The following is a 26,951-nucleotide window of genomic DNA, read 5'->3' on the forward strand; positions in this document are numbered from 1 at the left end:
GATTCTCAAATGTTATTGAAGTGGCGATGGCCTCGCGTTGCAGCCGGGGTGCCCGGCGGTGGAGCGCGCGGGCGACCGGGACGCCGGCCCTCGGGGGCAAGGGATTTCGCGGGGCCTTCGGCGGCGGGCGGGCACCGGCCGGAACAGCCCTTGCCATCCGCGCCCCCTTGCCCTCATATGAGAACAGAGAGTGAACTCGACGCCGTCGTGAGGGGCGTCGACGAGGGAGTCCGAGCAGCATGGCCCGCTACCGCTTCCACTGCACCAACGGCCGCGAATGCGTGTTCGATGCCGTCGGGAACGACATCCGGGCGCCCCATCGCCTGGTGCGCCGGGCCGAGGCGGTGGCGCGGGACGTGATGCGCAGCCTCGGCGAGGCGGGGAACTGGGCGGAGTGGCACGTGACCGTGCACGATCTGCGCGGCCGCCGCGTCCTGGTCCGGCCCTTCCTGTCAGTCGATCCGCCGGCGGCGCCCGAGCGTGCGCGACCCGGACGGGACGCGCAGCGGGGCCGGCTCCGGGGCGGAGACGTCCTCGGGCAGGCCGCCTGATCGCGGCCCCCCGATCCCGCGCCCATGTCCCTGTCCATGCCTCCGGCCGAGTTCTCGGCCATGTCTCCGACCAAGTCCTCCGCTCCCTCCGGCCGCACGCTGTTCTTCTTCGAGAAGCCGTCGGCGATGCGCCAGCTCCAGCGCTTCTTCCGCTCGCCCGGCACCGTCTGCGTCGCCGCCGAGGGGCACCTGCTCACCGCGGAGGAGCCGGGCCGGATCCGGCCCGAATGGAAGTCCTGGCAGTTCGAGACCCTGCCCATCGTCCTCGACACCCTTCCGGTGATCTGCGGCACCGGCCGCTCCGGCCAGTCGCATGCGGGCAAGCTCGCGGCGATCGGCCAGGCCCTGCGCGGCGTCGAGCGCGTCATCATCGCCACCGATCCGGGGCGGGAGGGCTCGATGATCGCCTGGGAGGTGCTGGAGCATCTCGGCTGGCGCGGCCGGGTCGACCGCCTGAAGCTCGGCGCCCTCGACGACGTCTCGGTCCGGCGGGCCTTCGCCACCCTGGCCCGCGAGCCGGAATCCGGCGAGCAGGACTACGCCGCCTACCTCGAGGCGCTGTGCCGGCAATACGAGGATTACCATCTCGGCCTCAACGGCACGCGCGCGATCTCCCTGCGCCTGCGCCCGCCCGCCTTCCGCGAGCCCTGGCGCTTCGGCGGGGTGCAGACGCCGACCCTCGCCATCCTGGCCGACCTGGAGGCGCGCATCCGGGCCTTCGTGCCGCAGGAATTCTTCAAGGTGGCGCTGCACGTCGAGACCGGCACGGGGGCGGCCCTGACCCTGTGGCACCTGCCGAAGGAGCGGATCTTCGAGCGCTCCGCGGCCGAGACCATCCGGACGGCGGCGGCCGCCTGGTCCGGGCCCCTGGCGGTGGCCCAGAAGGACGTGCGCCGGGCGCCGCCGCGCCTGTTCTCGAAGGACACCCTGGCCCGGCGCTGCGCCAAGCGCTTCGGCTGGGACCCGCAGCACACGGCGCGGCTCGCGCAGGATCTCTACGACCAGGGCTATCTCAGCTACCCGCGCACCGAGTCGGAAAGCCTGCCCGAGGGGCAGGCCGGGGATGCCGGCGCGGTGATGGCCGCCATCGGCTCCGTGCTGGTGGACCTCCGGCCCCTCCTCACCGCGGACGCGCCCGTCATCCGGCGCGGGGCGAGGGGGCACTACGTCAAGGACCCGGGCGAGCACCATGCCATCGTCCCCCTGCGCAAGGCGCCGGAGCGCGGGCGGCTCGAGGCGGACCTCTTCCGCCTCTGGGAGCTCGTGGCCAAGGCCTACGCCGCCGCCCACCTGCCCGACGGCATCGATGCGCGCACCGAAGTGGCGGCCGAGGTGGCGACGCCTCTCGGCGCGAAGCGCTTCGCGGTCAGCGGGCGCGTCGTGCGCGTGCCGGGCTGGCGCGCGCTCTACGGGGCGGAGGCCGACGTCGAGGCCGATCTCGTGCCCGGCAAGGCCCGGCCCGAGGACGAGGCGCGCGCCGCCCGCCTGCCCGCGGTCGACGACGGAGAGGCGGCGACGGCCGCGGGCGCCGACATCGCCGAGGCCGTGACCGAGCCGCCCCGGCGGATCACCCGGGGCGAGCTTCCCGTGGTGATGGGGCGCCTGATCGACCAGGTGGACGACCCGGCGGCGAAGCGGGCGCTGGAGAACCCGGTCAACCCGAACGAGCCGAAGGGGCTCGGCACGGCCGCGACCCGGGACAGCATCCTGCCCAAGCTCCTGAAGAGCCACTACCTCGCCCTGGGGGAAGGCAAGGATCCGGCCCTCACGGTGACCGAGGTGGGGCTCGCCTTCATCGCGGCGGTGCGGCGGGTCTTCCCGGCCTATGGCGACCCGGTGGGCCGGGCGATGTTCGAGGCGGAGCTCGCCGAGATCGGCCGGGCGCCCACGCGGGCGGAGGCCCGCGCCCGGGCCGAGGCCTTCCGGGCGCGCACGCGCGCGCGCCTCGACGGCCTGATCTCCGCCATCGCCGAGGCGGGGGTGGTCAGCCTGGATCCGAGCCTGGCGCCGCCGCCATCGCGGGGGCACGGACGGGGCCGCGCCGGCGGGGACCGCCCGCCGACGCCGGCCATGGCCGCCTTCGCGGTGTCGCTGGCCGCGCGCAAGGGCATCGCCCTGCCCCGTGGCTGCAAGAGCAGCCTCGCCCGCTGCCGCGCCTTCCTGGATGCCGAGGCCGGACCCGCCGCGGCGCGGGTGGGGGCGCCCGGTGGGGCGCGTCCGCCGAGCGCCGCGATGCTGCGCTATGCCCGCAGTCTCGCCGCGGAGCGCGGCCTGGACTGCCCGCCCGAGATCGAGACGCAGTTCGAGGCCTGCCGCGGGTTTCTCGACGCCCACGCGGCGGCGTCGCAGACGGGGCGCGCGGCGCGCCAGGCGCGGCCGGGTCCGGCCGAGCCGATGTCGGTCCCGGCGGGCTCGTCGCCATCGCGGTCCGGCAAGTCGAATTCCGGCAAGTCGAATTCCAGCAAGTCGAATTCCAGCAAGCCGAACTCCGGCAGGTCCAAATCGGGTAAGTCCCAATCGGGCAAGCCGCGCCGGAAGCCTGCCGCGGCGCGCGCCGCGTCCGGGTCGTGACGTCCGATCGCGGACCGGCTCAGGTGGCGGCCGGACGGCCGCGCAGGAGGCCGCCGAAGCTTTGGAACGGCAGCCAGAGAAGCTTCAGGAAAGCCCGGATCGTCAGGACGGCGGCGACGGTGAAGAGCGCCAGCAGCGTTTTGATCATGGGAAACTCCTTGTTCGAGGTCGCGGCCGCTGCGTGATCCAGGGCCCCGACCCGCCCCAATGGGCTCGGAGAAACGGGCGGGATTAAGGACGCGCCGCCGAATTCGCGGCCCGGCGGCGGGGCGTCCGTCCCGGCCGCGCGGAGGCGCCGACAGTTCCTGCGCAGGCTGTGGCCGGAATGGTTAACAAAACATGGAGGCCGGAAGCCTGCGGCGGCGGTCCCGGCACGACCGTCACGCGGATCGGCTAGTCTCGGCCCGGGCCGTCCCGTCCGGCGGGCCGGATCGCGGCGGAACCGGCCGCGGCACGGCCCTGGCGAGGGCGCCGATCGACCCGATGCGGAGCGAGACGACGCCATGACGAACCCACGCTGCCTCCTCCTCGGCGCCCGCGTGCAGGAGGGGGCCGGCCGCCTCGGCTGCGACATGGGGCCGAGCGCCTACCGGGCCGCGGGCCTCGCCGAGACCCTCTCGGGCCTCGGGCTCGACATCGTCGATGCGGGCGATCTCGCGCCGCCGGCCGCGGTGGCGCGGGCCCATCCCAACGGCGCCCTGCGCCACCTCGGCGCCTTCGCGGCCTGGACCGAGGCCCTGGCCGAGGCCGCCTATGCGCACAGCGCCGAGGCGGTGCCGATCTTCCTCGGGGGCGATCACAGCCTGTCGGCCGGCACCCTGTCGGGGCTCGGGCGCCGGGCGGCGCTGGAGGGACGGCCCCTCTTCGTGCTCTGGCTGGACGCGCACGCGGATTTCCACACCCTCGACACCACCACCAGCGGCAACCTCCACGGCGTCCCCCTCGCCTACGCCACCGGCCGCCGGGGCTTCTCCGGCTACCTGCCGGCTCCCCCCGCGCCGATCGACCCGCGCAACGTCTGCCTGATGGGCACGCGCAGCCTCGACCCCGCGGAGCGCTCGGCGGTGCTCGAGGCCGGCGTGCTGATCCACGACATGCGCAGCATCGACGAGGCCGGCGTCGTCGCGCCGCTGCGCGCCTTCCTCGGCCGGGTCGCCGCGGCCGGCGGCCGGCTCCATGTCAGCCTCGACGTGGACTTCCTGGATCCCGGCATCGCGCCGGGCGTCGGCACGACGGTGCCGGGCGGCGCGACCTTCCGCGAGGCGCACCTGATCATGGAGATGCTGCACGATTCCCGCCTCGTCGGCAGCCTCGATCTCGTCGAGCTCAACCCGTTCCTCGACGAGCGCGGCCGGACGGCCCTCCTCATGGTGGACCTCGCCGCCAGCCTGATGGGCCGGACCGTGCTCGACCGGCCGACGCAGAGCTACTGATCCCACGTCTCGATTGAGCCCGACCCGTCGAGGCCTGCCCGCGCGGCGGGCGTTCGCCTGAGCTCGGCGAGGCGGACCACGGGTCAGGCTCGCCGAGACCCGGTCCGAGCCGTGCCGCGGAACGATCCGGGTCGTATCGGGTGCCGCGGCCGTCTCGCGATTGCGGTGAAGACGAGCGAGGTGGTGAGGCCTTTCGTAATCATTCGTGGCCCAGATCTTCGTGGAACCATGGATGACCACACGATGCAGGACCAGGCGCAGATCGAGGAGCAGGACCGACTGGCGGCCCTCGATCGCTACGACATCCTCGACACGCCGCAGGAGGAGGCCTTCGACCGCATCACCCGGCTGACGCGCCGGATCTTCGACATGCCGATGTCCACCATCACGCTGATCGACGGTCACCGGCAATGGTTCAAGTCCCGCTCGGGGGTGGAGGCCTGCGAGACGCCGAAGGGACCCTCCCTCTGCGACCTGGCGCGACGCGAGGCGCGTGCCCTGGTGATCCCGGACACCTGGGCCGACGATCGCTTCGCGCAGAATCCGTTCGTGGTCGGCAGCCCGCACATCCGCTTCTACGCCGGTGTTCCGCTGCGGACGCCGGACGGGCACGGCATCGGCACCCTGTGTGCCATGGATACGCGGCCCCGGCCCTTTCCCGAGACCGCCGTCGAGTCCCTGGCCGACCTCTCGCACATCGTCATGAGCGAGCTCGCGCTGCGCCGCGTCGCCATGACCGACGGCCTGACCGGCGCCCTGTCGCGCCGCGCCTTCCGCGAGGAGTGCGGCCGAACCCTGGCCCTGGCGCTGCGGCACCGGCACGCCCTCAGCTGCATCATGCTGGACCTCGATCACTTCAAGGCCATCAACGACCGGCACGGCCACCCCGTCGGCGACCGGGTCCTGGCGGCCGTGGCCGAGGCCTGCCGCAGCGAGCTTCGGGCTTCCGACGCCTTCGGGCGGATGGGGGGCGAGGAATTCGCCGTCCTGCTGCCGCACACCGACCTGGACGCCGCGATGACCGTCGCCGGGAAGCTTCGGGCGGCGGTCGCGCGGCTGCGCATTCCCGCGCCGCTGGGCGTCCTGTCGCTCAGCGCCAGCTTCGGCGTCGCGGCGCTGGATGCATCGGTGGGCCACCTCGACGGGCTCCTGGAGAACGCCGATGCCGCCCTCTACGCCGCCAAGGCGGAGGGACGCGACCGCTGCGCGGCCTGGCAGCCGGCGCCGGCTCCGGAGCAGCCGATGCGCCGCCGCGTGCTGAAGGCGGGCCAGATCTCGTTCAACGGCGGTCGCTCGGTCCTCGACTGCACCGTGCGCAGCCTGTCCGAGACGGAGGCGGGGCTGAGGATCGACAGCACGGCCGGCGTGCCCGAGACCTTCAAGCTCGTCATCGGTGCCGACCGCTCCTCACGCCTGTGCCGGGTCGTGCAGAAGAGCGAGGGCCGGCTCGACGTCGCCTTCGTCTGAGGGCCGGGCTCACCGCCGGACGGCGCCCCGGATCCGAAGTTGTCCCTCTCATCACGGATGGGAGGCGCTGGAACCCTTGGTCACGTCCCAAAATCGAGATCCGTCGGTTTTCTGAGCCCGAACCGGCCCCCGTTCCGGCGCGGCCGGCCCGCTCGTCAGTCGGATTCGGGCAGGCGCCGGCGGGTCCAGGCTCGATCCCGGGCCGCCTGGGCCTCGCGGACCTCGCCGGACCAGTGCTCCCAGGCCGGATCGGGGGGCTGCGGGCGCTTGCGCGCACGCGCCGCCGCCCGCTTCCGGCGCGCGTCCTCGGCCGCCTTCTGTCGCCGCAGTTCCTCCACGGTGACCGGCTCCGGCGCGGGCCTCGGCTCTGCCCAGGCGTAGGTGCGTTCGGCCGGCCGCCGTGGCCGGTCGCGGCCCGGGGCCGGGCCGGGCGCCGCCTCGGAGCGCCCGGCCTCCGCCAGCGCGAGCGCCGCGGCCAGCGTGAGGCCGGCGGCCGCGGCGATCCGGGTCGCGGCCTCTCGCCCGGCCGCGCGCTCGCCCGGGGTGGCCCCGCGCTCCATCAGCGCTCGACACTTCGCGAACCGGTCGCGATCCAGGACCCGTGCAGCCATGGCCTCATCCTACGGTCAAAGGCGATGGCGCGCCTGGGGTCCACCGAGCCGTCCACAGGGCGGGGCGGGTGCGTCTCAGCACCGCGCGCCGATCCCGGCCGTTCCATGGAGAGTCGGGGCCCGGAGCTGAGGGCCCCAGCCATCGCAGGTGACGATTCGATCCGAGCCCGCCGATCCAAGCCCGGCCGAGGAGATTCCGATGATTGCCGCAGGTCCGTTCCGCTGGCTGCTCACCCTCGTCGCCATGGTTTCGCCGTTCGCCGCGGGACCCTGCGGCGCCTCCGGCACGGCGGGTCTTCAGCCGGATGCCGACGCCCACGTCGTGTATCGGCATTACCTCTAGGGCGCGGTTCCGGGCCGCCTCCGGCCTCGGGCGCCGGACAGGCGCGGACGCGGAACCTCGCGGGTGGAGCGGGGGGGCGCCACGCGGTTCCGAGGACGGACGAGCCCGGCCTGTCACCGGCGCGGGCCGTCCGCCGATGGCGCGTCCGGCGGATGGTGATACGGGTCGTCTCGTCACGGTCGTCCGAAGCGGGCACGGGTGGCGCCGCTCGTCCGTGACGGCCCCGGCCTGCATGGCCTCGTGCCCCCTCCCTTCCGGCCTGGGGCACCCGTTCGACACCGTGAGCCCGCGATGAGCCCTGCCGATCCGGTGATGTCCTCCCCCCGCCCCTTCGGCGCGTTCCTGGACCCGCGGAGCGCGCCGGCGACCCTGCGTCGGCGCCTGACCGCGGAGACGCACGCGCCCGAGCCGGACCGGGTCGCGGCCTGCCTCGACGCGGTGTCGACGACGCCCGAGGCGGCGGCGGAGACCGCGCGGCTCGTGCAGCACCTCGTCGGACGCCTGCGCGCCAAGGGACCACCGGGCGGCGGGGTCCAGGACCTGCTGCGGGAATACGCCCTGTCGACCCACGAGGGCGTGGCGCTGATGTGCCTCGCCGAGGCGCTGCTGCGCATCCCGGACGCGGAGACCCGCGACGCCCTGATCCGCGACAAGATCGGGCACGGGGACTGGGCCGCCCATCTCGGGCACAGCCCCTCGCTCTTCGTCAACGCGGCCACCTGGGGGCTCGTGATCACCGGGCGCCTCGCGGTCTCCGCGGACGCGACCGGCCTGTCCGGCAGCCTGACCCGCCTCGTCGCCCGGGGCGGCGAGCCGCTGGTCCGCGCGGGCGTGCACCAGGCCATGCGGCTCATGGGGGGCCAGTACGTCTGCGGCGAGACCATCGGGCAGGCCCTGCGCCAGGCCCGCCGCCAGGAGGCGCGCGGCTTCACCCATTCCTTCGACATGCTCGGCGAGGCGGCGATGGATGCGGCCGATGCGGCGCGCTACGCGGCCGGCTACACGCACGCCATTCACGTCATCGGGGCGGCCTCGGCCGGGCGCGGGCCCCTCGCCGGCCCCGGCATCTCGATCAAGCTCTCGGCCCTGCATCCGCGCTACGTCCGCGCCCAGCGCGACCGGGTGATGACCGAGCTGCTCCCCCGCGTCGCCGCCCTGGCGCGCCTCGCCCGCCGCTACGACATCGGCCTCAACATCGATGCCGAGGAGGCCGACCGCCTCGACCTCTCCCTCGACATCCTGGAGGCCCTCTGCGCCGATCCGGCCCTCGACGGCTGGGACGGCCTCGGCTTCGTGGTGCAGGCCTACCAGAAGCGGGCGCTGACGCTGATCGCGGTCCTCGTCGACCTCGCCCGCCGCGCCGGGCGCCGCCTCATGGTCCGCCTCGTCAAGGGCGCCTACTGGGACAGCGAGATCAAGCGCGCGCAGGTGGCGGGCCTGGAGGACTTCCCCGTCTTCACCCGCAAGGTCCACACCGACCTGTCGTACCGCGCCTGCGCGGAGCGGATGCTCGCCGCGCCCGACGCGCTCTTCCCGCAATTCGCCACCCACAACGCCCAGACCGTGGCCGCCCTCCACACCCTGGCGGGACCCGACTTCCACATCGGGCGCTACGAGTTCCAGTGCCTGCACGGCATGGGCGAGGCGCTCTACGACGCGGTGGTGGGGCCGGGCGGGCTCGACCGACCCTGCCGGATCTACGCACCGGTGGGGACCCACGCGACGCTGCTGGCCTATCTCGTGCGCCGCCTCCTCGAGAACGGCGCCAATTCCTCCTTCGTCAATCGGGTCACCGATGCGCGCGTGGCCGTGGCCGACCTCGCCGCCGACCCGGTCGCGCTGGTGCGGGCCGCGCAGCCGCTCGGCGCCCCCCATCCGGCGATCCGCAGGCCCCGCGACCTCTTCCCCGACCGGCCGGCGGCGCCCGGCCTCGACCTCGCCGACGAGCAGGACCTCGCCGACCTCGCGGGCAGCCTGGCGGCGGAGGGCGGGCAGCTCTGGCGGGCGGTGCCGATGCTGGCCGAGGCCGAGCGCACCGGGCCGGCCCGCGACCTCCGCAACCCGGCCGACCGGCGGGACCGCGTCGGCACCGTGGTCGAGGCCGGGCCGGATCTCGCGGCGGAGGCCCTGGCGCAGGCCGGGGCCGGGACGGCCGCCTGGGCCGCGCTTCCGGGCGCGGCACGGGAAGCGATCCTGGTGCGGGCGGCCGCGGCGCTGAGCGCGCGCCGGCCCGCGCTGATCGGCCTCCTCGTCCGCGAGGCCGGCAAGTCGGCCGCCAACGCGCTGGCCGAGGTGCGGGAGGCGGAGGACTTCCTGCGCTACTATGCCGGGCAGGCCCGGGACTTCGCCCCCGACACCCACCGGCCCCTCGGGACCGTCGCCTGCATCAGCCCCTGGAACTTCCCGCTGGCGATCTTCACCGGCCAGGTGGCGGCGGCGCTCGCCGCCGGCAACGGGGTCCTGGCCAAGCCCGCCGAGGAGACCCCGCTGGTCGCCGCCGAGGCGGTGCGGATCCTGCGCGCGGCCGGGGTGCCGGCCGGCGCCCTCCAGCTCCTGCCCGGCGGCGGCGAGACCGGGGCCGCCCTCGTCGCCGATCCGCGCGTGAACGGGGTCCTGTTCACCGGCTCCACCGCGGTGGCGGCGGGCATCCGGGCCGCCCTCGCGGGGCGCCTGAACCCGGATGGCCACCCCGTGCCCCTGGTGGCCGAGACCGGGGGCCTCAACGCCCTCGTGGTCGATTCCTCGGCGCTCACCGAGCAGGTCGTGGCCGACACCCTGGTCTCGGCCTTCGATTCCGCCGGCCAGCGCTGCTCGGCCCTGCGCCTGCTGGCGCTGCAGGAGGAGATCGCCGACCGGACCCTGGCCATGCTGAAGGGGGCGCTCGCCGAGTGCCGGGTCGGCAACCCGGACCGGCTGGCGACCGATATCGGGCCGGTGATCGGCGCCGAGGCCCGCGACGCCATCGAGGCCCACGTCGCCGCGATGCGCGCCGCCGGATACCCCGTCCACCGGGCGGCCCTGCCGGATGCCTGCGACCGGGGCAGCTTCGTCGCCCCGACCGTGATCGAGATCCCCTCCGTCGCCGCGCTCACGCGCGAGGTCTTCGGCCCGGTGCTGCACGTGGTGCGCTTCGAGCGCGCGGCGTTCGACGCGACGATCGCGGCCGTCAACGCCACCGGCTACGGCCTGACCTTCGGGGTCCAGAGCCGCCTCGACGCGGCGATCGCCCGGGCCTGCGCCGCGAGCGAGGCGGGCAACCTCTACGTCAACCGCAACCTCGTGGGCGCCGTCGTCGGGGTGCAGCCCTTCGGCGGGCACGGCCTCTCCGGCACCGGCCCCAAGGCCGGCGGTCCGCTGACCCTGCGGCGCCTCCTGTCCGCCGCCCCGGCCGGAACCGGCCTGGCCCCCGGACCGCCCGCCCCGGCGGCCCAGGCCTGGGTCCGGTGGCTGCGCGACCAGGGCCGGCACCGGGAGGCCGAGGCCGCCGCGGCGCTGATCGCCCAAAGCCCCGTGGGCGGCGAGCGCCTGCTGCCGGGACCGGTGGGCGAGGAGAACCGCTACGGCCTGCATCCGCGCGGCACGATCCTGTGCCGGGCGGAGACCGGGCCGGGCCTCGCGGCCCAGGTCGGCGCGGCGCTGGCCACCGGCAACCGCGTCGTCCTCGGCCCCTCCGGGCCGGCCGAGGCGCTCCTCGCCGCCCTGCCCCGCGATCTGCGCGCCGTCATCGGTGCCGCCGATCCGGAGACGGAGGCCGATGCGGTCCTGTGGGAGGGCGGGTCCGAGGCCCTGACGGCCTTCGCGTTGGCCCTGGCCGCCCGCCCCGGGCCCCTCGTGGCGATCCACCGGCCTCGCCCCGATCCGGCCGCCGGCACCGCGGCCTACCCGGTCGAGGGGCTGGTCCGCGAGCGCGTGGTCAGCCACAACACGGCGGCCGCCGGCGGCAATGCCAGCCTGATGACCCTGGAGGACTGAGGCCCGCCCGCGCGGCCGCGGCCGGAACTCTTTGATTCGCGAGGTCCTGCGGTCGGGAGTGAGCGCCCAGGTTGCAATCGGGCGCCAAACCCGCGACCCTGGCCCTCCGCGTCCCCACCCCGGAAGCCTCCCGAGGCCCCTCGCCCCCGCAGAGTATGTCCGCGTTCACCTTCATCCATGCCGCCGACCTGCATCTCGGCAGCCCGCTCAGCGGCCTCGCCCTCAAGGACCCCGACATCGCCCGGCGCTTCGCCTCGGCCGGGCGCCGGGCCTTCGAGGATCTCGTCACCCTGGCGATCGAGCGGGGCGCCGCCTTCCTGATCGTGGCCGGCGACGTCTATGACGGCGACTGGTCCGACAACACGATCGGGCTGTTCTTCGCCCGCCAGGTCGCCCGCCTCGACCGGGCCGGCATCCCGGTCATCCTGGTGCGCGGCAACCACGACGCCGAGAGCGTCATCACCCGCTCGATCACCCTGCCGGAATCCGTGCGCAGCTTCCCGACGACCCGGGCCGAGACCCACCGCCTCGAGGCCTTCAAGGTGGCGCTGCACGGGCGCAGCTTCCCCAACCGGGCGGTGGAGGAGAACTACGCCCTCACCTATCCGGCCGCCCTGCCGGGCTGGTTCAACATCGGCATCCTGCACACCTCCTGCACCGGCCACGCGGCGCACGCCACCTACGCCCCCTGCTCGGTGGCGGACCTGGCGGGGCGGGGCTACGCCTACTGGGCGCTGGGCCACGTGCACGAATATGCCGAGCTCGCCCGCGACCCCTGGATCGTGTTCCCGGGCAACCTCCAGGGGCGCAGCATCCGCGAATCCGGGGCCAAGGGCGCCGTCGCCGTGTCCGTGGCCGACGGACGGGTGCAGGGCGTCGAGCGCCTCATCGTCGACCAGGCCCGCTTCCATCCCCTCGACGTCGATCTCGCCGGCGTGGCCGACGAGCGCACGGCGGTCGCCGCCGTCGAGGCGGCCCTGCGCCCCCTCGCGGAGGCCGCCGCGGCGCGCCTCATCGCCGTGCGGGTGCGCCTGCGGGGGGAGACCCCGGCCCATGACCGCCTGGCGGCCGACCGCGACGGGCTCACCGCCGAGATCCAGGCGGCGGCCCACCGCATCCACGAGGACATCTGGCTGGAACGCCTGAAGATCGAGACCGCCCGCCCGCGCCGGCCCGTCGCCGAGGCCCGCCCCGAGGCCTTCGCGGCCATCGACCCCGCCACCCTGCTGGCGGCGGTGGACCACGAGCCGGAATTCCGCGCCCGTGCCCGGGCGGCCCTCGCCGAGATCGCCGCCAAGATGCCGGCCGGCCTCGCCGCCGAGGACGACCTCGCCGCCGACCTCGACGCCCTCTGCGCGGAGGCCGAGGCGGTGATCCTGGGACGCCTCTCCGGGCGGATCTGCTAGAACCCGGCCCGAACCCGCCGGCCCCCGAGATCCCGCACCGAGGAGGTTTGTCCGATTTCCAGCTCGTCTCCCTCGCGCCCGCCCCTGCGCCTGCGCGCCCTCGCGAGCCTCGTCGCCGCGACGGTGCTGCTGCCGCTCGCCTTCGTGCTGCTCGGGCTCTGGGAGGGGCGCCGGGCCGAAGACGACCGGGCCGCCTTCGCAGCCGAGCAGGCGCGCCTGTCCGCGATCGTCGCGGATCTCGCCGCGCGGACGCCGCGGGACGGGCGCGTCGATTTCCGCCTGCAGTTCCGCCAGGGCGGCCAAGTCTACGGCGGACCCCTCGCCGTCGACAAGGCGCGCGCGGCCGAGGACCAGGCCGCGACCCTGACCACGCTGATGGACTGGCGCCGCCTGCTGCCCCCCGTCGTGGTGGCGGGGGGCGGGCTCGCCGCCCTTCTCTCGGTCCTGGTGCTGCTGGCCGGGGCCGCGCTCGGCTGGGTGGGCCGCAGCTCGCGCGACGCCCTGGTGCGCGGCTTCTCCTTGGTGCGGCGCCTGCTGCCGGCGACCCTCGCGCTCCAGATCCTGGCGGCGGCCACCGCGACCGTCGCCGCCGTGATCTTCGAGGCGGGGCTCCTGGCGCAATCCGGCCTGAGCGGCCATGGGATGAAGCTCCTGGGCATCGCCGCAGTCGCCGTGGGGGCGATCCTGTGGGCCGCCGGCCGCACGGTCCTGGGCCTGCGCCGGGCGCTGGCCGCCTTCGAGCCCGACCCGCTGCCGATCTTCGGCCGCCGCGTCTCGCCGGCCGAGGCGCCCGGGCTGTGGCGCCTCACCGAGGGCCTCGCCGAACGCCTCGGCGCTCTCAGGCCGGAGGCCGTCGTGGTCGGCCTCACCGGCGGCTTCTTCGTCAGCGCCGGCCCGGCCGTGCTCGAACCCGGCGGCGAGCGCCTGACCGGCCGGATCCTCTACCTGCCCCTGCCCTACCTCGCGCTGATGCGGGGCGACGAGGTCGCGGCGATCATCGGCCACGAGCTCGCCCACTATGCCGGCGGCGACACCGCCTACAGCCAGCGCTTCCTGCCGATCTATGCCGGTGTCGGGCGCTCCCTCGACGCCGTGGCGGCGGGCCACCAGGGCTCGCTCGGGCTGCTCGGTCCGTCCCTGCGCCTCGGCCTGTTCGTGATGGAGCGCTTCCACCTCGCCGTGCGCCACTGGAGCCGGACCCGGGAATTCGCGGCCGACGCGGCCGGCGCTGGGCTCACCACGCCGGAGGCCGCCGCCCGCGCGCTGCTGCGCACCGGGGCCGTCCAGCCGCGCATCGCCGAGGCCCTCGACGCGGCGGCCGAGACGCCCGGCGGGGCGCCCGCCGACCTCGTGGCCGCCGCCCTCGACCGCGCCGTCGCCCGAGGCCTCGACGATCCGGGCCTGCACCTGGAGGCGGAGCAGGCCCACCCCACCGACACCCATCCGCCGACCCGCGAGCGCGTGGCCGCCCTCGGCGTCGCCCTCGACCCGGACCTCCTGGCGCGGGCCGCCGCCACGCCGCCGCCCCACGCCCTCGGGCAGCTCGGCGGCTACTTCGCCGATCCCGCCGGGCTCTGCCGAGGCGCGACGGCGGATTTCCTCGGGGCGGTCCGGGACCACGAGGCGGCGGTGCGGGCTCATCTGGAGGCGACGGCGGAGGCCGTCGACGAGGCGGACTGGGTGCTGCGCGACAACAGCCGCCCCGGCGCCATCGTCCTGCTGGTGGCCGGCGGCCTGTTCGCCGCCGCGGCCCTGGGACTGGTCGGCCTCGGCTTCCCCGGCCTCGCGACCGGGCAGGCCGGCCTCGTGGCCGCGGTGACGCTCGCTCTCGGCGCCCTCCTGGGCGCGCTCGGCGCCTATCGACTGTGGCGGGGCGAGCGGACCACCCTGATCCTGCGTCCCGAGGGGCTCGCCGTGCCCGGCCTCGACCGCACGATCGCCTGGGGCGAGATCGCCGACCTCGACATGACGGTGAATCGGACCGGCCTCGTCACCCGCCTGCTGCTGTCCCCGCAGACGCCATTCCCCGGGCGCGTACCGGGCGGGCGCGGCCTGACCCTCGACCCGAAGCGCCGGATCGTCACGATCGCCCTCGGCCTGCCGCGCCGGATGACGCCGCAGGACTTCGCCGACGCGATCGGCCGCTACCGGGCCATGGCGGAGGCGCGGCGGCTCCTGGCCGAGGCCGATGCCGGACCCGCCGAGCGGCGCTCGCCCGTCGCGCCCGCTCCCACGGCTGCCCCCGTTCCCCCCCTCCTGCCGTCCCACGCCCTGGGCTGGATGAACGCGTTCTGGATCCTGTTCGGCGTCGCGTGCCTCGGGGGCATCCTGGTGGCCTGCGCGGTCTACACCGCGCCGGTGGTGGCCTCCGACTGGCAGGTCCGCGCGAGCGCACAGCCCGTTCCCGGCGCCAGGGTGCGCGACGGCTCCTGCAGCGCCAAGCTTATCCTCCACATCTGCGATGCGACGCTCAGCCTGCCCGCGCCCAGCGGCGCGGTGACGCGGCGGGTGAACTACGTGTTCGCCGGGCTGCAGGCCGGCGAGGTCCGCCTCGCGGTCCTGGCCGACCCGGTGCGCCCGGACCTCGCCACCACCGATCTCGGCCTCAACCGGCTCTGGAACCGGACGGTCACCCTCCTGGTCATCGCCCTCCTGATCGTGGCCTGCATCGGCGGGGCGATCGCGTCCCTGGTCCGCAGCCGGCGTGAATCCCGGCCGGCCGCCGGATGACGCTGCGCCGGTCCGTCCCGGCGCTTGCGGATGGTCCCGGCCGGGACCAAACGTCGGACCCCGATTTCCAGACCCGCACCTCCGCAAGGTTCCGATGCGTCTCCTCTCCCTCGCCCTCGAACGCTACGGCCCCTTCACGGGCCGCACCGTCACGTTCCGCGAGGATGCGCGCCTGCACGTGGTGCTGGGGGCCAACGAGGCCGGCAAGAGCTCGGCGCTGAGCGCCGTCACCGACCTCCTGTTCGGCATCGAGACGCGCACCCGCTACGACTTCCTGCACGACATGCCGCAGATGCGGATCGGTGCCGAGATCCGCGCCGCCGACGGGCGCCGCCTCGCCTTCCGGCGGCGCAAGGGCAACCGGAACACCCTCGTGGACGCGGCCGACGGCCCCCTGCCCGAGAACGCCCTGGCGCCCTTCCTCGGCGGTCTCTCCCGCGAGGTGTTCTGCCGCGCCTTCGGCCTCGACGCCCGCGCCCTGCGGGCGGGGGCGGCCGAGATGATGGATGCCGAGGGCGAGGTCGGCGCCAGCCTGTTCGCGGCGGCCTCGGGCCTGCGCGGCTACAGCGGCCTCCAGGCCGAGCTGGAGGGCGAGGCCGCCAACATCTTCATGCCGCGCGCCGCCCAGAGCCGGACCTTCTACCAAGCGCTCGGCCGCTACGACGAGGCCCGCAAGGCGATCCGCGCCGGGGAGTTGCGGGCGGGCGACTGGCGCGACCTCAACGGCGAGATCGAGGCGGCCGGGGCGGCGCTGGCTGCCCTCAAGGCGGAGCGCGGGCGCATCGCCGCCGAGCAGGCCCGGCTCACCCGCCTGCGCCGGGTCGGTCCGCTCCTCCAGGCCATCGATGCGGCCGCCGCCCGCGCCGAGGCCGAGCCCGACCTGATCGGGGTACCGGAGGCCTGGATCGACCGCCTCGGCCAAGCCCTGGCGGCGTTGCGGACGACGGCGGAGGCCGCGGCCCGCACCCAGGCCGCCGCGGCGGAAGCGGCCCTGGTGCTCGAGCAGGTGCCGGTGGACGAGGGCGTGCTCGCCCGGGCCGACGAGATCCTAGAGTCGTTCCGCGGCACCGACCGCTTCGACAAGGGCGGCCTCGACCTGCCCCGCATCCAGGGCGAGGCCGACGCCTTCGCGCGCGAGCTCGCCCAGCTCGCGGCGCGGATCGGCCTGCCCGATGCCGAGGCCCTGCGCGCGCGCCAGCCCTCCGACGCGGCCCGGACCCGCATCGAGGGCCTGATCCGCGCCGGCCGCGAGGGCGCCGCCACGATCGCCCGCCTGCGCCAGGACCTCGCCGCCCGCCAGGCCGAGCGGGACCGCCTCGCCGCCGCCATGGAGGAGGCGGGCGTCCTCGCCGATCCGGCGCCCCTGCGGACGGATCTCAAGGCCTTCGCGGGCCTGCGGCGCGACCTCGATCGGCGCGACGACCTCGACGCCGCCCTCACTCGCGAGGCGGCCTCGATCCGGGCCCAGGCCGGCCGCCTCAGCCCGCCGATCCCGGACCTCGACGCCTACACCGCCGGGCGCCCGCCCTCGGCCGAGGCGGTCGCGCGCTACCGCCGCACCCTGGACGGGGCCTTGCGCGAGCGCGACCGGGCCGCCGACCGGCTGGCGGCGGCCCGGGCGGCCGTGGCCCAGCGCCGTGCCCGCCTGGAGGCCCGGGCGGCGGGGCGGCCGATCCCGAGCCTGGCCGACCTCCTCGACCTGCGCGCCCGCCGCGACGCCCTCCTGGCCGACCTGCCCGGGGGCGCTCCCGACGCCCTCGCCCGCTTCGGGGCGGCTCTGGCCGCCGCCGACCGGGCGGCCGACGACCTCGTGAGCGACGCGGCCCGTGTCGCCGAGCAGGGCGCCGACACCCGCAGCCTCGCCGCCGAGCAGGCCGAGGCCGCCGCGGCGGACGAGGCCCTCGCCGCCTGCGAAACCCGGCTGGCCGAGGGCGCCGCGGCCTGGCGCGCGGCCTGGGCGCCCTGCGGGATCGACCCCGCCGCACCGGCCGAGATGGCCGCCTGGCTCACCGAGGTCGAGACCCTGCAGGATGCCGCGCAGGGGCTGGAGACCACCCGGCTGGAGCAGGCCCGCATGGCCGCCCGGGCCGAGGCCTGCCGGGCGCCCCTGGCCGATCTCAGCCGCCGGGCGGGCCTGCCCGACCTCGACGGGCTCGATCTCGGCCGGATGCTCACCCGCCTCGAGGACCGGGTCGCCGAGCTCGCCCTGCGCTGGGAGACGGTGCGCGAGGCCAAGACCCGTGCCGAGACCGCCGCCGAGCAGATCGCCCGCACGGATGCGGCCCTCGCCGAGGCCCTGGCCCGCGAGGCCGCTTGGCGCAGCGCCTGGGAGGCCGCCATCGCCGATCTCGGCCTGATGGGCGCAGCCTCGACGGACGAGGCGGAGGTGGCGCTGGCCGCCTGGCGGGCCGTGCCCGCGGCCCTGTCCGAGCGCGACAACCGCCTCGGCCGCGTCAACGGCATCGCTCGCGATATCGAGGTCTATCGCGGGGCGGTGGCGCGCCTGACCGGGGCGGTGGCGCCCGACCTCGCCGCCCTGCCCCCCACCGCGGCCATGAAGGCGCTGCACACCCGCCTGCAGAACGCCCTCAAGGGCGAGTCCCGCCGGGCCGAGCTGGCGCGCCAGCGCGATGCGGCCGAGGCGGCCCGGGCGCAGGCGGCCCGGGCGGCACTGGCCGCGGGCGCCGACCTCGTCGCCCTCATGGGCGAGGGGGCAGCGGCGGCGCTTCCCGCCGGCACCGACCCGGAGACCATCCATGCGCGCCTCACCGCGCGCCGGGCCTGCCAGGCCGAGCTCGCCGAGCGCCGGGCCGAGCTCGCCCGGGCCGCCGACGGCCTCGCCGAGGCCGACCTCCGGGCGGACCTCGCCGCGCTCACCGGCGACGACATCGAGGGCCGGCTCGCCAATCTCGCGGCGGAGGAGGAGGACCTCGACCAGCGGGGCAAGCTCGCCTTCGCCGACCGCGACCGGCACGAGCGCCGCCGCGCCGAGCTCGAGGGCGGCATCGGCGCCGAGCTGGCGCTGGCCCAGCGCAAGGCGGCGGAGGCCGAACTCCAGGCCAACGCCCGGCACTGGGCGGTGCTGAAGCTCGCGAGCCTGATGCTCGGCACCGCCATCGGCCGCCACCGGGCCGGCCAGCAGGACCCGCTGCTCGCCCGCTCGGGCGCCCTGTTCGGGGCCCTGACCGGGGGCGCCTTCGCGGGCCTCGCGCAGGATTACGACGCCGCCGACACCCCCCGCCTCGCAGGGCGCCGCGCCACGGGCGCGCTCGTGCCCGTGGAGGGCCTGAGCGAGGGCACCCGCGACCAGCTCTACCTCGCCCTGCGGCTGGCCTACCTGGAGGACTACGCCGCCCGGGCCGAGCCCGCGCCCTTCATCGGCGACGACCTCTTCCTGACCTTCGACGACGCCCGCACCGCCCATGGCCTGGAGGCCCTGGCGGCGGTGGGCGACACGATCCAGCCGATCCTGTTCACCCACCACCGCCACGTGGCCGACCTGGCCCGGGCGCGGCTGGGGAACGCGGTGGACGTGCTCGACCTGTGAGGAGCGCCGGGCGGCCCGCCGTTCAGAACCGGTAGCCGAGGCCCGCGCCGACGATGAGCATGTTCAGGTCGACTTCCACCCCGACGCCGCCGAGGCCGTAGGATTGCCTCGGCACGAAGACGTACTTCACCATGGCGTTCGCGAACCAGCGGCCGCTGAGGTGATAGTCGAAGCCGGCCTGGAGCACGGGGCTGATCTGCGACTTGAGCCGGAAGTCGGCGATGCCCTTCGCCGGTTGGATCGCCAGGGGCGTCGTCGCGGCGAGGCCGACGCCCAGGTAGGGGTTCAGGCGCGCGCCCGGCAGGATGTGGAGCTGCACCATCCCCATCGCCGCCGCGTTCCAGATCGACCCGACCGCGATGTCGCCCACCAGCGTGCCCCGGATGCTCGGGCGGGTCCGGGACGCGCCGGCCTGGACCTCGACGGCGATGTGATCCGTGAGGAAGTAGGAGAGGTCGGCGTCCGGGAGGATGGCCACCGGCGTGTCGACCCGTCCGCCGATCAGGTCGATCTGCGAGTGGCGTTCCGTGGGAATCGACCCGGACACGCGGCCGCGGACGAGCCAGTCCCCGGCCCGAAGGCCCGCGACATCGCCCGGCGCGGCCGGCTCCGCCGCCGAAGCCGGCCGCGCTGCCGGCGCGAGGGCGAGGAGGCCGACCAGGATCGGGATCGGGCGTAGGGTCAGCGCCGACATGGTATCTGCTTTCGGATGGATGCGCCGCGCGACGGCGTCGAGATTCGCCGCCCCGAGGGGACACCCGCCGGGAGCGTGCCTCCCGCGGTTTCCCTCTCCGGGAGCCCCATCCTATCGGTCCAAACCTTTTACAGACTATTGATGCCCAAACATTGTGCCATCTTTAATATGTCCTGAGCTACTCTTCGCTGGGTCCGATTTTGTCTGAAAAAACGAATCGGATTTCAAGAAAATCGTTCACCCTCCCTGGTCTGCCCGCAATGCCCGGATCGACCGCCGTTTTACTAACCAGTCCAGACATGACAGAGATCCGTGACCGGCATGTACTGCGAGGCCTTGTGGCTCTCCTGATCTGGAGCGTGTCGTTCGATGACGCTTGATCTCTATACGCTGCACTTTTCCAGCGCGACCAGCCGGTGCGCCTACGTGTGCGTCTTCCTCGTTCTGGTCCTGAGCCAGCGCCGCCAGACTCATCTCTGGCAGTGGATGGGCGCCATGGGCCTGTCGATGACGGGGTCGTTCGTCATGATGTGGTCGGGGCCGGACGAACTGCCCCCGCTGCTCGTCGCGACGATCGTCTACGGGCTCTACGGCGGAAGCCTCGTCCTCGCCTGGACCGGCCTGCGCAGCTTCTTCGGGCGACCGGTTCGGCTAGGGCTCGCCCTCGTCCTCGCGGCCCTCCCCGGCCTGATCTACCCGGCCCTCCACGGCCTCGGCATCTCCACCCGGCTGGCCCTTGCGGCGGTCTTCGCCTGCTGCCTCCTGCCGACCCTCCTCGCCGTGTTCGAGACCGTCCGCCTCTCGGCCGGGGCCGAGCGGCTCTGGGCGCAGTCCATCGAAACCGTGGCGTTCGGGTCCTACGCCCTCATCTTCCTGCTCTCTATCGGGATGATGATCGGAACCGACCGGCCGGTCGCCTCGGCCGAGAGCGCGCGCATCTCCATGGTCCTGGATCAGGTCATGGGGGTATTCATCTACTTCGGATTCGTCGCGATGACCGCCGAGCGCGCCAACCGCACCCTCCTTCGTCTCGCCGAGACCGATCCGCTCACCGGCCTGTCCAACCGCCGCGGCCTGGAGAAGATGCTGAGCCGTCGCTTCCCGCACCCGGGGGCCGGCCCGGCGGGGGGCGTGCTGATCCTCGACATCGATCACTTCAAGGCCATCAACGACCGCCATGGGCACGAGGGCGGGGACCTCGTTCTGTCGGCGTTCGCGGCCCGGATGACGGCCGTGCTGAGGTCGACGGACATGGTCGCCCGCTGGGGCGGGGAGGAGTTCCTCGTGGTGCTTCCCGGCATCGATGCGAACGAACTCTTCAGCGTGGCCGAACGGTTGCGGGCCTGCATCGCCGACGCGTCGTTTCCCCTCCCGGCCGGGCCCCTGCCGGTGACCGTGAGCATCGGGGGCGCCATGATGTCCCCGGAGGCCGGGACTTTCGAGGACGCGACGCGACAGGCCGATGCCGCGCTCTACGAGGCCAAGGCCGGGGGGCGGAACCGGGTCTGCCGGGCGCCCACGCCCGCGACGCCGGCCGACGCATCGGCGCCGGCGGACGAGGTGGCCCTCGGCGGCCTGCGCGCGGCCTGAGCCGACCGCCCCTGGCGTCGGGTTCGCCGATGGTCTGCCACCGGCCCGAACACCCGTGTGGCGCAGCCGCATGCCTTCGTCGCGGCGGCCTGCGGGGCGGGCTCATCCGGCCCCGATTGCCCCGACCTCTGCCGGGCCTGCCGCCGATGCCCGGGGGCGGCGCCAGACCATGCGGCCGATCAGCAATCCGAGGCGGCGGCAGAACAGGGCGAGGCCGAGGCACCAGGCCAGGCCGGCCAGCAGCGCGCTCGCGAGGGCCGCGAGGCCGGCGCCGAGGGCCAGGGCGCCGCGCCCGAGGAGCGCGAGGGCGGCGCGGGTGCGGGGACCGAGGCGCTCGCCGAGGCGGACCGCGCGGGCGACGTCGGCGGGGTCCCGGGCGAGCCCGAGCACCTGCATCACCCCGCGCTGGCCGGTGCGGCGGCCGAGGGCGAGGGCGTCGCCGGCGAGGGCCGTCAGGCGCGTCGCCGTACCGGGGCGGATGGCGAGGCTCGCGGCCGTCCGGGCGCCGGCGAGGTCGAGGCGGGCGGAGGCGCCGACCGCGCGGGCCAGGGCCTCCCCGTCGATGCCGGTGCGCACCGTGCGCCCGAGATTCGCCGCCAGGGCGGGCGAGAGCCGGCCGCCGCGCCGGGCCGCCTTCAGTACGGTCAGGCCCGCGCGCGGGCCCGCCCCCGCCCCGGCCGTCCAGGTCGAGAGGGTGAGCGGCAGGCCGACCAGGGCCATGCCGAGGAGGAGCGGGTCGTAGGGCTCGGCGCGGGCGTAGCGTCCGCCCTCCCGAAGGAGGTCGCGCAGGTCGCCGATCCCGGTGACGTCGGCCGCGAGGGTGCCGGCGAGGCCTGCCATCCCCTCCGCGGTGCCCGAGACCGCGCCGGCGGCGAAGTCCCGCGCCGCGCGAGCCACCCGGCCCTGTGCCAGGGCCTCGGCGCGTACCCGGCGGGCCGGATCGACGGGCAGGCCGCGGGCCTCGGCCAGTGCCAGGAAGCTCCGGGCCAAGTCCTCGTCCTCCGCCGCGATCGCGGCGTCGAGGCCCGCCTCCAGGCGCTCGGGCGTGGCCGCCCGCTCCAGGCGGATCTCCGCCAGGGCACCGGGATCCTCGGCGGCTGTCAGGAGGCGGCTCGCGAGGTAGGCCGGCGCGAGCACGGGCACCGCCGCGGCCGCCAGGGCCGCTCCGCCCGCGAGCAGGCCGATCCAGCCCGCACCCGCCCGGATCCGGGCCAAGGCGGTGCGCAGGCGCATCCGCCTCGTCGTCGCGCGTCCCGTCATCGCGCGTCCCGTCGCCGCCTCGTCCATGTCTGCCCTTCGTAGACCTGTCTGCCCTTCCTAAGGCAGGGCCGGATCCGACGCGACGCCCGGCGCGGTGCCCGACGACCCCATGCCTGGGGCGGGGACCCGATCGGGCACGCGGCATCGTCATCCCGGCGGGTCCGGCTCACGGAGGGTCGATCCCGGACCCGGCCGATGCGGCCCCGCGCCGGACGCTCAGTCCGTCCGCACCACCGGCATACGGTGCAGGACCCGCCCCTCCGCGTCCCGGATCAGGAGGTCCCAGGGGCCGTCGACATCGAGCAACTCGCCCGCCCCGCGCAGTTCCTCGATGACCAGTTCGGCCTGGTCGATGGCTTGCCCGAGGTCGGCTGCTTCGGCCCCCTTCACGTCGGACATCGTGGTTCGGCCGTCGGTCAGGTCGAAGTGGAAGCGCATCGGGGAAATGGCCCTTGGGAGGCAGGGATCGGCATGGGCCTGACGCCTTCGCTTCCGCTGGCCTGCCGCTCGACCCGCTTCGCATCCCCGTCCGGCCGGGAGGATGCGAAGCGGATCGGAAGCGCCGTGCCGATCAGATGTGTGCTGCGTCGTGGTCGGCGTGGGGTCGTTGCCCGATCCCGGCGTGTTCCGGTGGGAATCGGGCGTCTCGTTCAGGGACGATGCCGTCGCTGGCCCGGATGCGCAATTTAGCTACAAGCAGGTATTGACAACCCCAGGGCGATCATACGTCTTAGTTGTTGCACTGCAAAAACGTCCCGCGACGTTCGGAGATGCGGATCGATGACGGGCCTCGAGGGGCAGCTTGCGAGTCCGGACGCCGAAGCACCAACCGAAGGAATCCCGGCGCTTCGCGCGCATATCCGGGCTATTCTCGGACGCCTCAAGCCGGCGCGTCCGCCGACCCCCTGATCGGGCAGGAAACCACCTTCGGCACCCGACCCGCTTCCGCGCGCCAGGTCTTCCTTGTCACGCCAGGCCTTACTTCTCGCGCCAGGCCTTGGCGATCTGGTCGGTCAGCGGCTTGGTCAGGTAGCTGAGCACCGAGCGGTTGCCGAGCTGCATGAAGGTCTCGACCGGCATGCCCGGAACCAGGCGGGCCGCGCCGAGGCGCTCCTTCTGGTCCTCCGGCACCCGGATGCGGGCGGTGTAGTAGCTCATGCCGGTCTTCGGGTCGGAGGTGACGTCGGCCGAGACCCGCGACACCACCCCGTCGATCTCCGGCGTCGTGCGCTGGTTGAAGGCCGAGAAGCGCAGCACCGCCGCCTGGTCGAGGCGGACATTGTCGATGTCCTGCGGCTGGATCTTCACCTCCACCGCGAGCTGGTCCGCCTCCGGCACGATCAGCATGGCGGGCTCGGAGGGCGTCACGAGGCCGCCGATGGTGTGCACCGTCAGCTGGTGCACCGTGCCCGACTGGGGCGCGCGCATGTCGACGCGCTTGAGCTGGTCCTCGGCGGCGACGCGCTTCTCGACGTATTCCGACCACTTGCCGCGGATCTCGGCGAGATCCTTGCCGGTCTCGGTGCGCATGTCGCCGTCGATCTGCAGGATCTGCAGCTCGGTCTCGGCGATCTTGCCGCGGGCCGAGGCCGTCGCGGCGAGGAGCTGGCCGCGCTCGCCGTCGAGGCGGGCCGCGTCGCGCTCCAGGGCGTTGACGCGGGCCAGTGGCACCAGGTTCTTGGCATAGAGTTCCCGCACGCCCTGCAGCTCGCCGGTGATGAAGCCGACCTCGCGCGCCTTGGCGGCGACCTGCTCGGTCAGGCCCTTGATCTCCTCGCGCAACTGCTGGACGCGCTCGCGCAGCTGCGCCTTCTGGCCCTCCCGGCCGGCCACGCGCGCGTTGAACAGCCGGGTCTCGCCCTCGATCAGGTGGGCGACGGACGGATCGCCGTCCCGGCGGGCCAGCAGCTCGGGCGGGAAGGTGATGGCGGCGGCGCCGTCGCGCTCGGCCTCGTCGCGGGCGCGCCTCGCGGCGAGCTCGTCCAGGGCCTTGAGGATGATGTCGAGGTTGGCCCGGGTCTGGGTCTCGTCGAGGCGGATCAGGATGTCGCCGGCCTTGACGCGCATGCCGTCGCGCACCCGCAGCTCGCCGACCACGCCGCCGGTGGGGTGCTGCACCTTCTTGACGTCGGACTCGACCACCAACTGGCCCGGCGCGATCACGGCGCCGGAGATCTGGGTGAAGGTGGCCCAGCCGCCCACGCCCACCACCAGCACCGCGCCCAGGGCGAGGCTGAGGGCGAGGTGGCGGCGGATCGAGCCCTGGGCCGTGGGCCGCGGAGCCGTGAGGGCGGGCTGCAGATCGATCGGGCTGAGGGCGACGGCCATCATGCACTCTCCTGCAGGGCGCTGGGGGCGGCCCGCTTGTCCATGGGAACCGAGGCCGGGCGCAGCACGCGCTTGAGGACCTCGTCCTTGGGCCCGAAGGCCTGGGCCCGGCCGTCGGACATCATCAGGATGAGGTCGACCGCGCCCAGGGCCGACGGCCGGTGGGCGATGACGACGCAGATGCCGCCGCGCCGCCGGACCCCGATGATCGCCTGGGTCAGGGCGTTCTCGCCCTCGGCGTCGAGATTGGCGTTGGGCTCGTCCAGGATGACGAGGAAGGGATCGCCGTAGAGCGCCCGGGCGAGGCCGACGCGCTGGCGCTGGCCGGCGGAGAGGCCGGCGCCGCCCTCGCCGATGCGGGTGTCGTAGCCCTCCGACAGGCGCAGGATCAGCTCGTGCACGCCCGCCGCGCGCGCGGCCGCGATCACCGCGTCGGACGGCGCCTGCGGATCGAAGCGGGCGATGTTCTCCGCCACGGTGCCGGCGAACAGCTCCACCTCCTGGGGCAGGAAGCCGATATGGGGGCCGAGATCGTCGGCCGACCACTGGTCGAGGGCGGCGCCGTCGAGGCGGACCTTGCCGCGCACGGCCGGCCAGACGCCCACGAGGGCACGCACCAGGCTCGACTTGCCCGAGGCCGAGGGGCCGATGATGCCGAGGCCCTGGCCGGCCTGGAGGGCGAAGCTGACGTCCTGGACCACGAGGCGCGGGGTGCCGGGCGGCGCGACGCTGATCCCCTCGACCTGGAGCGCGCGGGCGGGGGCCGGAAGCGCGTGCGGCTGGGCGCCGGCCGGCATGCGGGCGAAGAGGTCCGACAGGCGGGACCAAGACTGGCGCGCCTGGACGAAGCCCTTCCAGTTGGCGATGGCGAGCTCGGCCGGGGCCAGGGCCCGGGCCACCAGGATCGACGAGGCGATGATGATGCCGGCGGAGGCCTGGCCGTTGATGACGAGGTAGGCGCCCAGCGCCAGCACCCCGGACTGGAGGGCGGTGCGGAACACCTTCGAGCCGGCGCCGTAGCCGCCGGCGATGTCGGAGGCGCGCTGCTGGGACTGCATGTAGTCGCGGTTGGCCAGGGCCCAGCGGGTGGCGAAGCGCCCCTGCATGCCCATGGCGGCGAGCACCTCGGCGTTGCGGCGGCCGGCCTCCGCGAGGCCGTTCCGGCGCAGGCCGTGGGCGGTGGCGGTCTGGGCCGGATGCTTGGTCGCCCGGTCGGTGAGGAAGCCCAGGGTCGCGAGCACGGCCGCCCCCACCAGGGCGGCGACGCCGATCAGGGGATGGAACAGGAAGCAGATCAGGAGGTAGATCGGCATCCAGGGCAGGTCGAAGAAGGCGGAGGGGCCCGATCCGCCGAGGAAGGCCCGCAGCTGGTCGAGGTCGCGCAGGGGCAGCAGGCCGTCACCGGGGGCCGCGCCCTTCAGGGGCGCGCGCACCACGATGTCGAACACCCGCCCGCTCAGGGATTCGTCGAGCGCCGCGCCGATGCGGGCGAGGACGCGCGAGCGCAGGGCCTCCAGCAAGCCCTGAAAGGCGTAGAGCACGAGGGCGAGGATGCAGAGGCCGATCAGGGTGGGCACCGAGCGGCTCGGGATGACCCGGTCGTAGACCTCCAGCATGAAGAACGAGCCGGTGAGATAGAGCACGTTCACGAGCCCGCTCATGGCGGCCACGCCGATGAACGCCGTGCGGCACTGCGCCAGTGCCGAGACCAGCTCGGCGGATTCCCGGGCCTTCGTCACGATCTGCTTCCTTCCCGGAGGGGCCGGCGCGGTCCGCCCCTCTCGACGACTGCAATGTGAGCGCGACGCTCGGACCGAAGCAAGCGTTTCGGCACCGGCGGCCGAGGTCCCGCAGGTCTTGAGCCGCCCGGCCTCGGAACCCGCCCGGACCCGATTCTCGTGCCCGGGCGGTGGAGCGAGGCCGGACGAAGCACCGAACGACGGCTTCGCTTCGGCGAGGCCGACGCGCATCCCACAGTCATGTGGCAACCGTGTGAAGATGTGGTGAATGGATTTCACCGCCCTGCCGCGGACCCGGTCGCGACGCCGAACGCGCCGTCGGCGGACCCGAGCCGACGATCCCGGTGGATGGCCGGCGCGATGGACTCGTCTGTCCGCCGGCTCCGTGCCAGGTTGAGGGCGTCGAACGCATTCCGGCGTCGCAAGCGCGCGGCGCTGCTGCGGTCTTGCGTGCACGGGCGTCGTAAAAATGTGATGTTGGGTGTTGACGGGCTCCGGCGGCGTCCGTATACCCCGGCCCATCGGCGGCGGCCAACGGGGTTGGCAGCACGTCGGCGCTTCTACAGAGAGATCATCGGATGGGGATCCGGCGCCAAGCTGGATGACCAACTGTTTTTGTCCGTAGTCGCATCGTGTTCTTTGACAAGTGAATCTGAGAAAGAGAAGCGTGGGCGGCGATTTTGCTCTTGCGGATCCCCTGTTGTGGGGG

At 74.6% G+C, this 26,951-nt stretch carries 16 protein-coding genes and 1 pseudogene; 10 read left to right on the plus strand and 7 right to left on the minus strand.

Going from position 1 to position 26,951, the window contains the following annotated elements; translation table 11 throughout:
• The first annotated feature begins 239 nt into the window (after positions 1-239).
• Both AC0IWM_RS22080 and AC0IWM_RS22085 read left to right on the plus strand, forming a co-directional pair.
• Complete coding sequence (locus AC0IWM_RS22080) at positions 240-551, plus strand: DUF6894 family protein (RefSeq protein ID WP_471758582.1); 312 nt, start codon at positions 240-242, stop codon at positions 549-551.
• A gap of 24 nt (positions 552-575) precedes the next feature.
• Complete coding sequence (locus tag AC0IWM_RS22085; protein ID WP_471758584.1) at positions 576-3,122, plus strand: type IA DNA topoisomerase; 2,547 nt, start codon at positions 576-578, stop codon at positions 3,120-3,122.
• Between the two features lie 19 nt (positions 3,123-3,141).
• On the opposite strand, the gene AC0IWM_RS22090 is transcribed toward AC0IWM_RS22085, so the two are convergent.
• Positions 3,142-3,270 carry a hypothetical protein gene (locus AC0IWM_RS22090; RefSeq protein WP_272481505.1) on the minus strand — a complete coding sequence of 43 codons (129 nt, stop codon included), beginning with the start codon at positions 3,268-3,270 and terminating at the stop codon, positions 3,142-3,144.
• A 355-nt stretch (positions 3,271-3,625) separates the two neighbouring features.
• Between AC0IWM_RS22090 and rocF the strand changes: the two genes are divergently transcribed.
• Both rocF and AC0IWM_RS22100 read left to right on the plus strand, forming a co-directional pair.
• Positions 3,626-4,555 (plus strand): arginase, encoded by a 930-nt coding sequence (gene rocF / locus AC0IWM_RS22095; RefSeq protein ID WP_471758586.1) that lies wholly within the window; start codon positions 3,626-3,628, stop codon positions 4,553-4,555.
• 228 nt (positions 4,556-4,783) lie between these two features.
• Positions 4,784-6,022, plus strand: coding sequence for a sensor domain-containing diguanylate cyclase (locus AC0IWM_RS22100; protein WP_471758588.1), 1,239 nt, complete (start codon positions 4,784-4,786; stop codon positions 6,020-6,022).
• A gap of 155 nt (positions 6,023-6,177) precedes the next feature.
• Here AC0IWM_RS22100 and AC0IWM_RS22105 read toward each other — a convergent pair whose 3' ends face one another.
• Positions 6,178-6,633, minus strand: a complete 456-nt coding sequence (locus tag AC0IWM_RS22105) for a hypothetical protein (RefSeq protein ID WP_471758590.1) — start codon at positions 6,631-6,633, stop codon at positions 6,178-6,180.
• 199 nt (positions 6,634-6,832) lie between these two features.
• Between AC0IWM_RS22105 and AC0IWM_RS22110 the strand changes: the two genes are divergently transcribed.
• The 5 genes and pseudogenes from AC0IWM_RS22110 (at position 6,833) to AC0IWM_RS22130 (ending at position 18,631) form a co-directional block, all read left to right on the plus strand.
• Complete coding sequence (locus tag AC0IWM_RS22110) at positions 6,833-6,976, plus strand: hypothetical protein (protein ID WP_471758592.1); 144 nt, start codon at positions 6,833-6,835, stop codon at positions 6,974-6,976.
• Positions 6,977-7,288: 312 nt separating this feature from the next.
• Positions 7,289-10,948 (plus strand): bifunctional proline dehydrogenase/L-glutamate gamma-semialdehyde dehydrogenase PutA, encoded by a 3,660-nt coding sequence (gene putA, locus AC0IWM_RS22115; protein ID WP_471758594.1) that lies wholly within the window; start codon positions 7,289-7,291, stop codon positions 10,946-10,948.
• 155 nt (positions 10,949-11,103) lie between these two features.
• Positions 11,104-12,354 (plus strand): metallophosphoesterase family protein, encoded by a 1,251-nt coding sequence (locus tag AC0IWM_RS22120; RefSeq protein ID WP_471758596.1) that lies wholly within the window; start codon positions 11,104-11,106, stop codon positions 12,352-12,354.
• Between the two features lie 123 nt (positions 12,355-12,477).
• Positions 12,478-14,598: pseudogene (locus tag AC0IWM_RS22125) on the plus strand (M48 family metalloprotease); the annotation flags it as partial.
• Between the two features lie 580 nt (positions 14,599-15,178).
• Complete coding sequence (locus AC0IWM_RS22130; RefSeq protein ID WP_471758598.1) at positions 15,179-18,631, plus strand: AAA family ATPase; 3,453 nt, start codon at positions 15,179-15,181, stop codon at positions 18,629-18,631.
• A gap of 22 nt (positions 18,632-18,653) precedes the next feature.
• Here AC0IWM_RS22130 and AC0IWM_RS22135 read toward each other — a convergent pair whose 3' ends face one another.
• Positions 18,654-19,325 (minus strand): OmpW/AlkL family protein, encoded by a 672-nt coding sequence (locus tag AC0IWM_RS22135; RefSeq protein WP_471758600.1) that lies wholly within the window; start codon positions 19,323-19,325, stop codon positions 18,654-18,656.
• A 369-nt stretch (positions 19,326-19,694) separates the two neighbouring features.
• On the opposite strand from AC0IWM_RS22135, the gene AC0IWM_RS22140 reads away from it, so the two are divergent.
• Entirely contained in the window at positions 19,695-20,915 is a 1,221-nt protein-coding gene (locus tag AC0IWM_RS22140; RefSeq protein WP_471758602.1) for a GGDEF domain-containing protein, read from the plus strand.
• A gap of 102 nt (positions 20,916-21,017) precedes the next feature.
• Here AC0IWM_RS22140 and AC0IWM_RS22145 read toward each other — a convergent pair whose 3' ends face one another.
• The 4 genes from AC0IWM_RS22145 to AC0IWM_RS22160 form a co-directional block, all read right to left on the minus strand.
• Positions 21,018-22,175 carry a hypothetical protein gene (locus tag AC0IWM_RS22145; RefSeq protein WP_471758604.1) on the minus strand — a complete coding sequence of 386 codons (1,158 nt, stop codon included), beginning with the start codon at positions 22,173-22,175 and terminating at the stop codon, positions 21,018-21,020.
• Positions 22,176-22,391: 216 nt separating this feature from the next.
• Entirely contained in the window at positions 22,392-22,613 is a 222-nt protein-coding gene (locus AC0IWM_RS22150; RefSeq protein ID WP_056472859.1) for a DUF6894 family protein, read from the minus strand.
• A 540-nt stretch (positions 22,614-23,153) separates the two neighbouring features.
• Positions 23,154-24,503: an HlyD family type I secretion periplasmic adaptor subunit gene (locus tag AC0IWM_RS22155; RefSeq protein ID WP_471758606.1), complete on the minus strand. Its 1,350-nt coding sequence runs from the start codon at positions 24,501-24,503 to the stop codon at positions 23,154-23,156.
• The gene (locus AC0IWM_RS22160; RefSeq protein ID WP_471758608.1) at positions 24,503-26,164 is read right to left on the minus strand and encodes a type I secretion system permease/ATPase; all 1,662 of its coding nucleotides are present in this window, start codon (positions 26,162-26,164) and stop codon (positions 24,503-24,505) included. The genes AC0IWM_RS22155 and AC0IWM_RS22160 overlap by 1 nt, the downstream gene beginning before the upstream one ends.
• Between the last annotated feature and the right edge of the window lie 787 nt (positions 26,165-26,951).

This window comes from Methylobacterium sp. AC433, from assembly GCF_979253015.1.

Coding starts and splice junctions, on each gene's coding strand:
- AC0IWM_RS22080 (WP_471758582.1), top strand. CDS start 240: ATGGCCCGCTACCGCTTCCACTGCACCAACGGCCGCGAATGCGTGTTC.
- AC0IWM_RS22085 (WP_471758584.1), top strand. CDS start 576: ATGTCCCTGTCCATGCCTCCGGCCGAGTTCTCGGCCATGTCTCCGACC.
- AC0IWM_RS22090 (WP_272481505.1), bottom strand. CDS start 3,270: ATGATCAAAACGCTGCTGGCGCTCTTCACCGTCGCCGCCGTCCTGACG.
- rocF (WP_471758586.1), top strand. CDS start 3,626: ATGACGAACCCACGCTGCCTCCTCCTCGGCGCCCGCGTGCAGGAGGGG.
- AC0IWM_RS22100 (WP_471758588.1), top strand. CDS start 4,784: ATGGATGACCACACGATGCAGGACCAGGCGCAGATCGAGGAGCAGGAC.
- AC0IWM_RS22105 (WP_471758590.1), bottom strand. CDS start 6,633: ATGGCTGCACGGGTCCTGGATCGCGACCGGTTCGCGAAGTGTCGAGCG.
- AC0IWM_RS22110 (WP_471758592.1), top strand. CDS start 6,833: ATGATTGCCGCAGGTCCGTTCCGCTGGCTGCTCACCCTCGTCGCCATG.
- putA (WP_471758594.1), top strand. CDS start 7,289: ATGTCCTCCCCCCGCCCCTTCGGCGCGTTCCTGGACCCGCGGAGCGCG.
- AC0IWM_RS22120 (WP_471758596.1), top strand. CDS start 11,104: ATGTCCGCGTTCACCTTCATCCATGCCGCCGACCTGCATCTCGGCAGC.
- AC0IWM_RS22130 (WP_471758598.1), top strand. CDS start 15,179: ATGCGTCTCCTCTCCCTCGCCCTCGAACGCTACGGCCCCTTCACGGGC.
- AC0IWM_RS22135 (WP_471758600.1), bottom strand. CDS start 19,325: ATGTCGGCGCTGACCCTACGCCCGATCCCGATCCTGGTCGGCCTCCTC.
- AC0IWM_RS22140 (WP_471758602.1), top strand. CDS start 19,695: ATGACGCTTGATCTCTATACGCTGCACTTTTCCAGCGCGACCAGCCGG.
- AC0IWM_RS22145 (WP_471758604.1), bottom strand. CDS start 22,175: ATGACGGGACGCGCGACGACGAGGCGGATGCGCCTGCGCACCGCCTTG.
- AC0IWM_RS22150 (WP_056472859.1), bottom strand. CDS start 22,613: ATGCGCTTCCACTTCGACCTGACCGACGGCCGAACCACGATGTCCGAC.
- AC0IWM_RS22155 (WP_471758606.1), bottom strand. CDS start 24,503: ATGGCCGTCGCCCTCAGCCCGATCGATCTGCAGCCCGCCCTCACGGCT.
- AC0IWM_RS22160 (WP_471758608.1), bottom strand. CDS start 26,164: ATGAGCGGGCTCGTGAACGTGCTCTATCTCACCGGCTCGTTCTTCATG.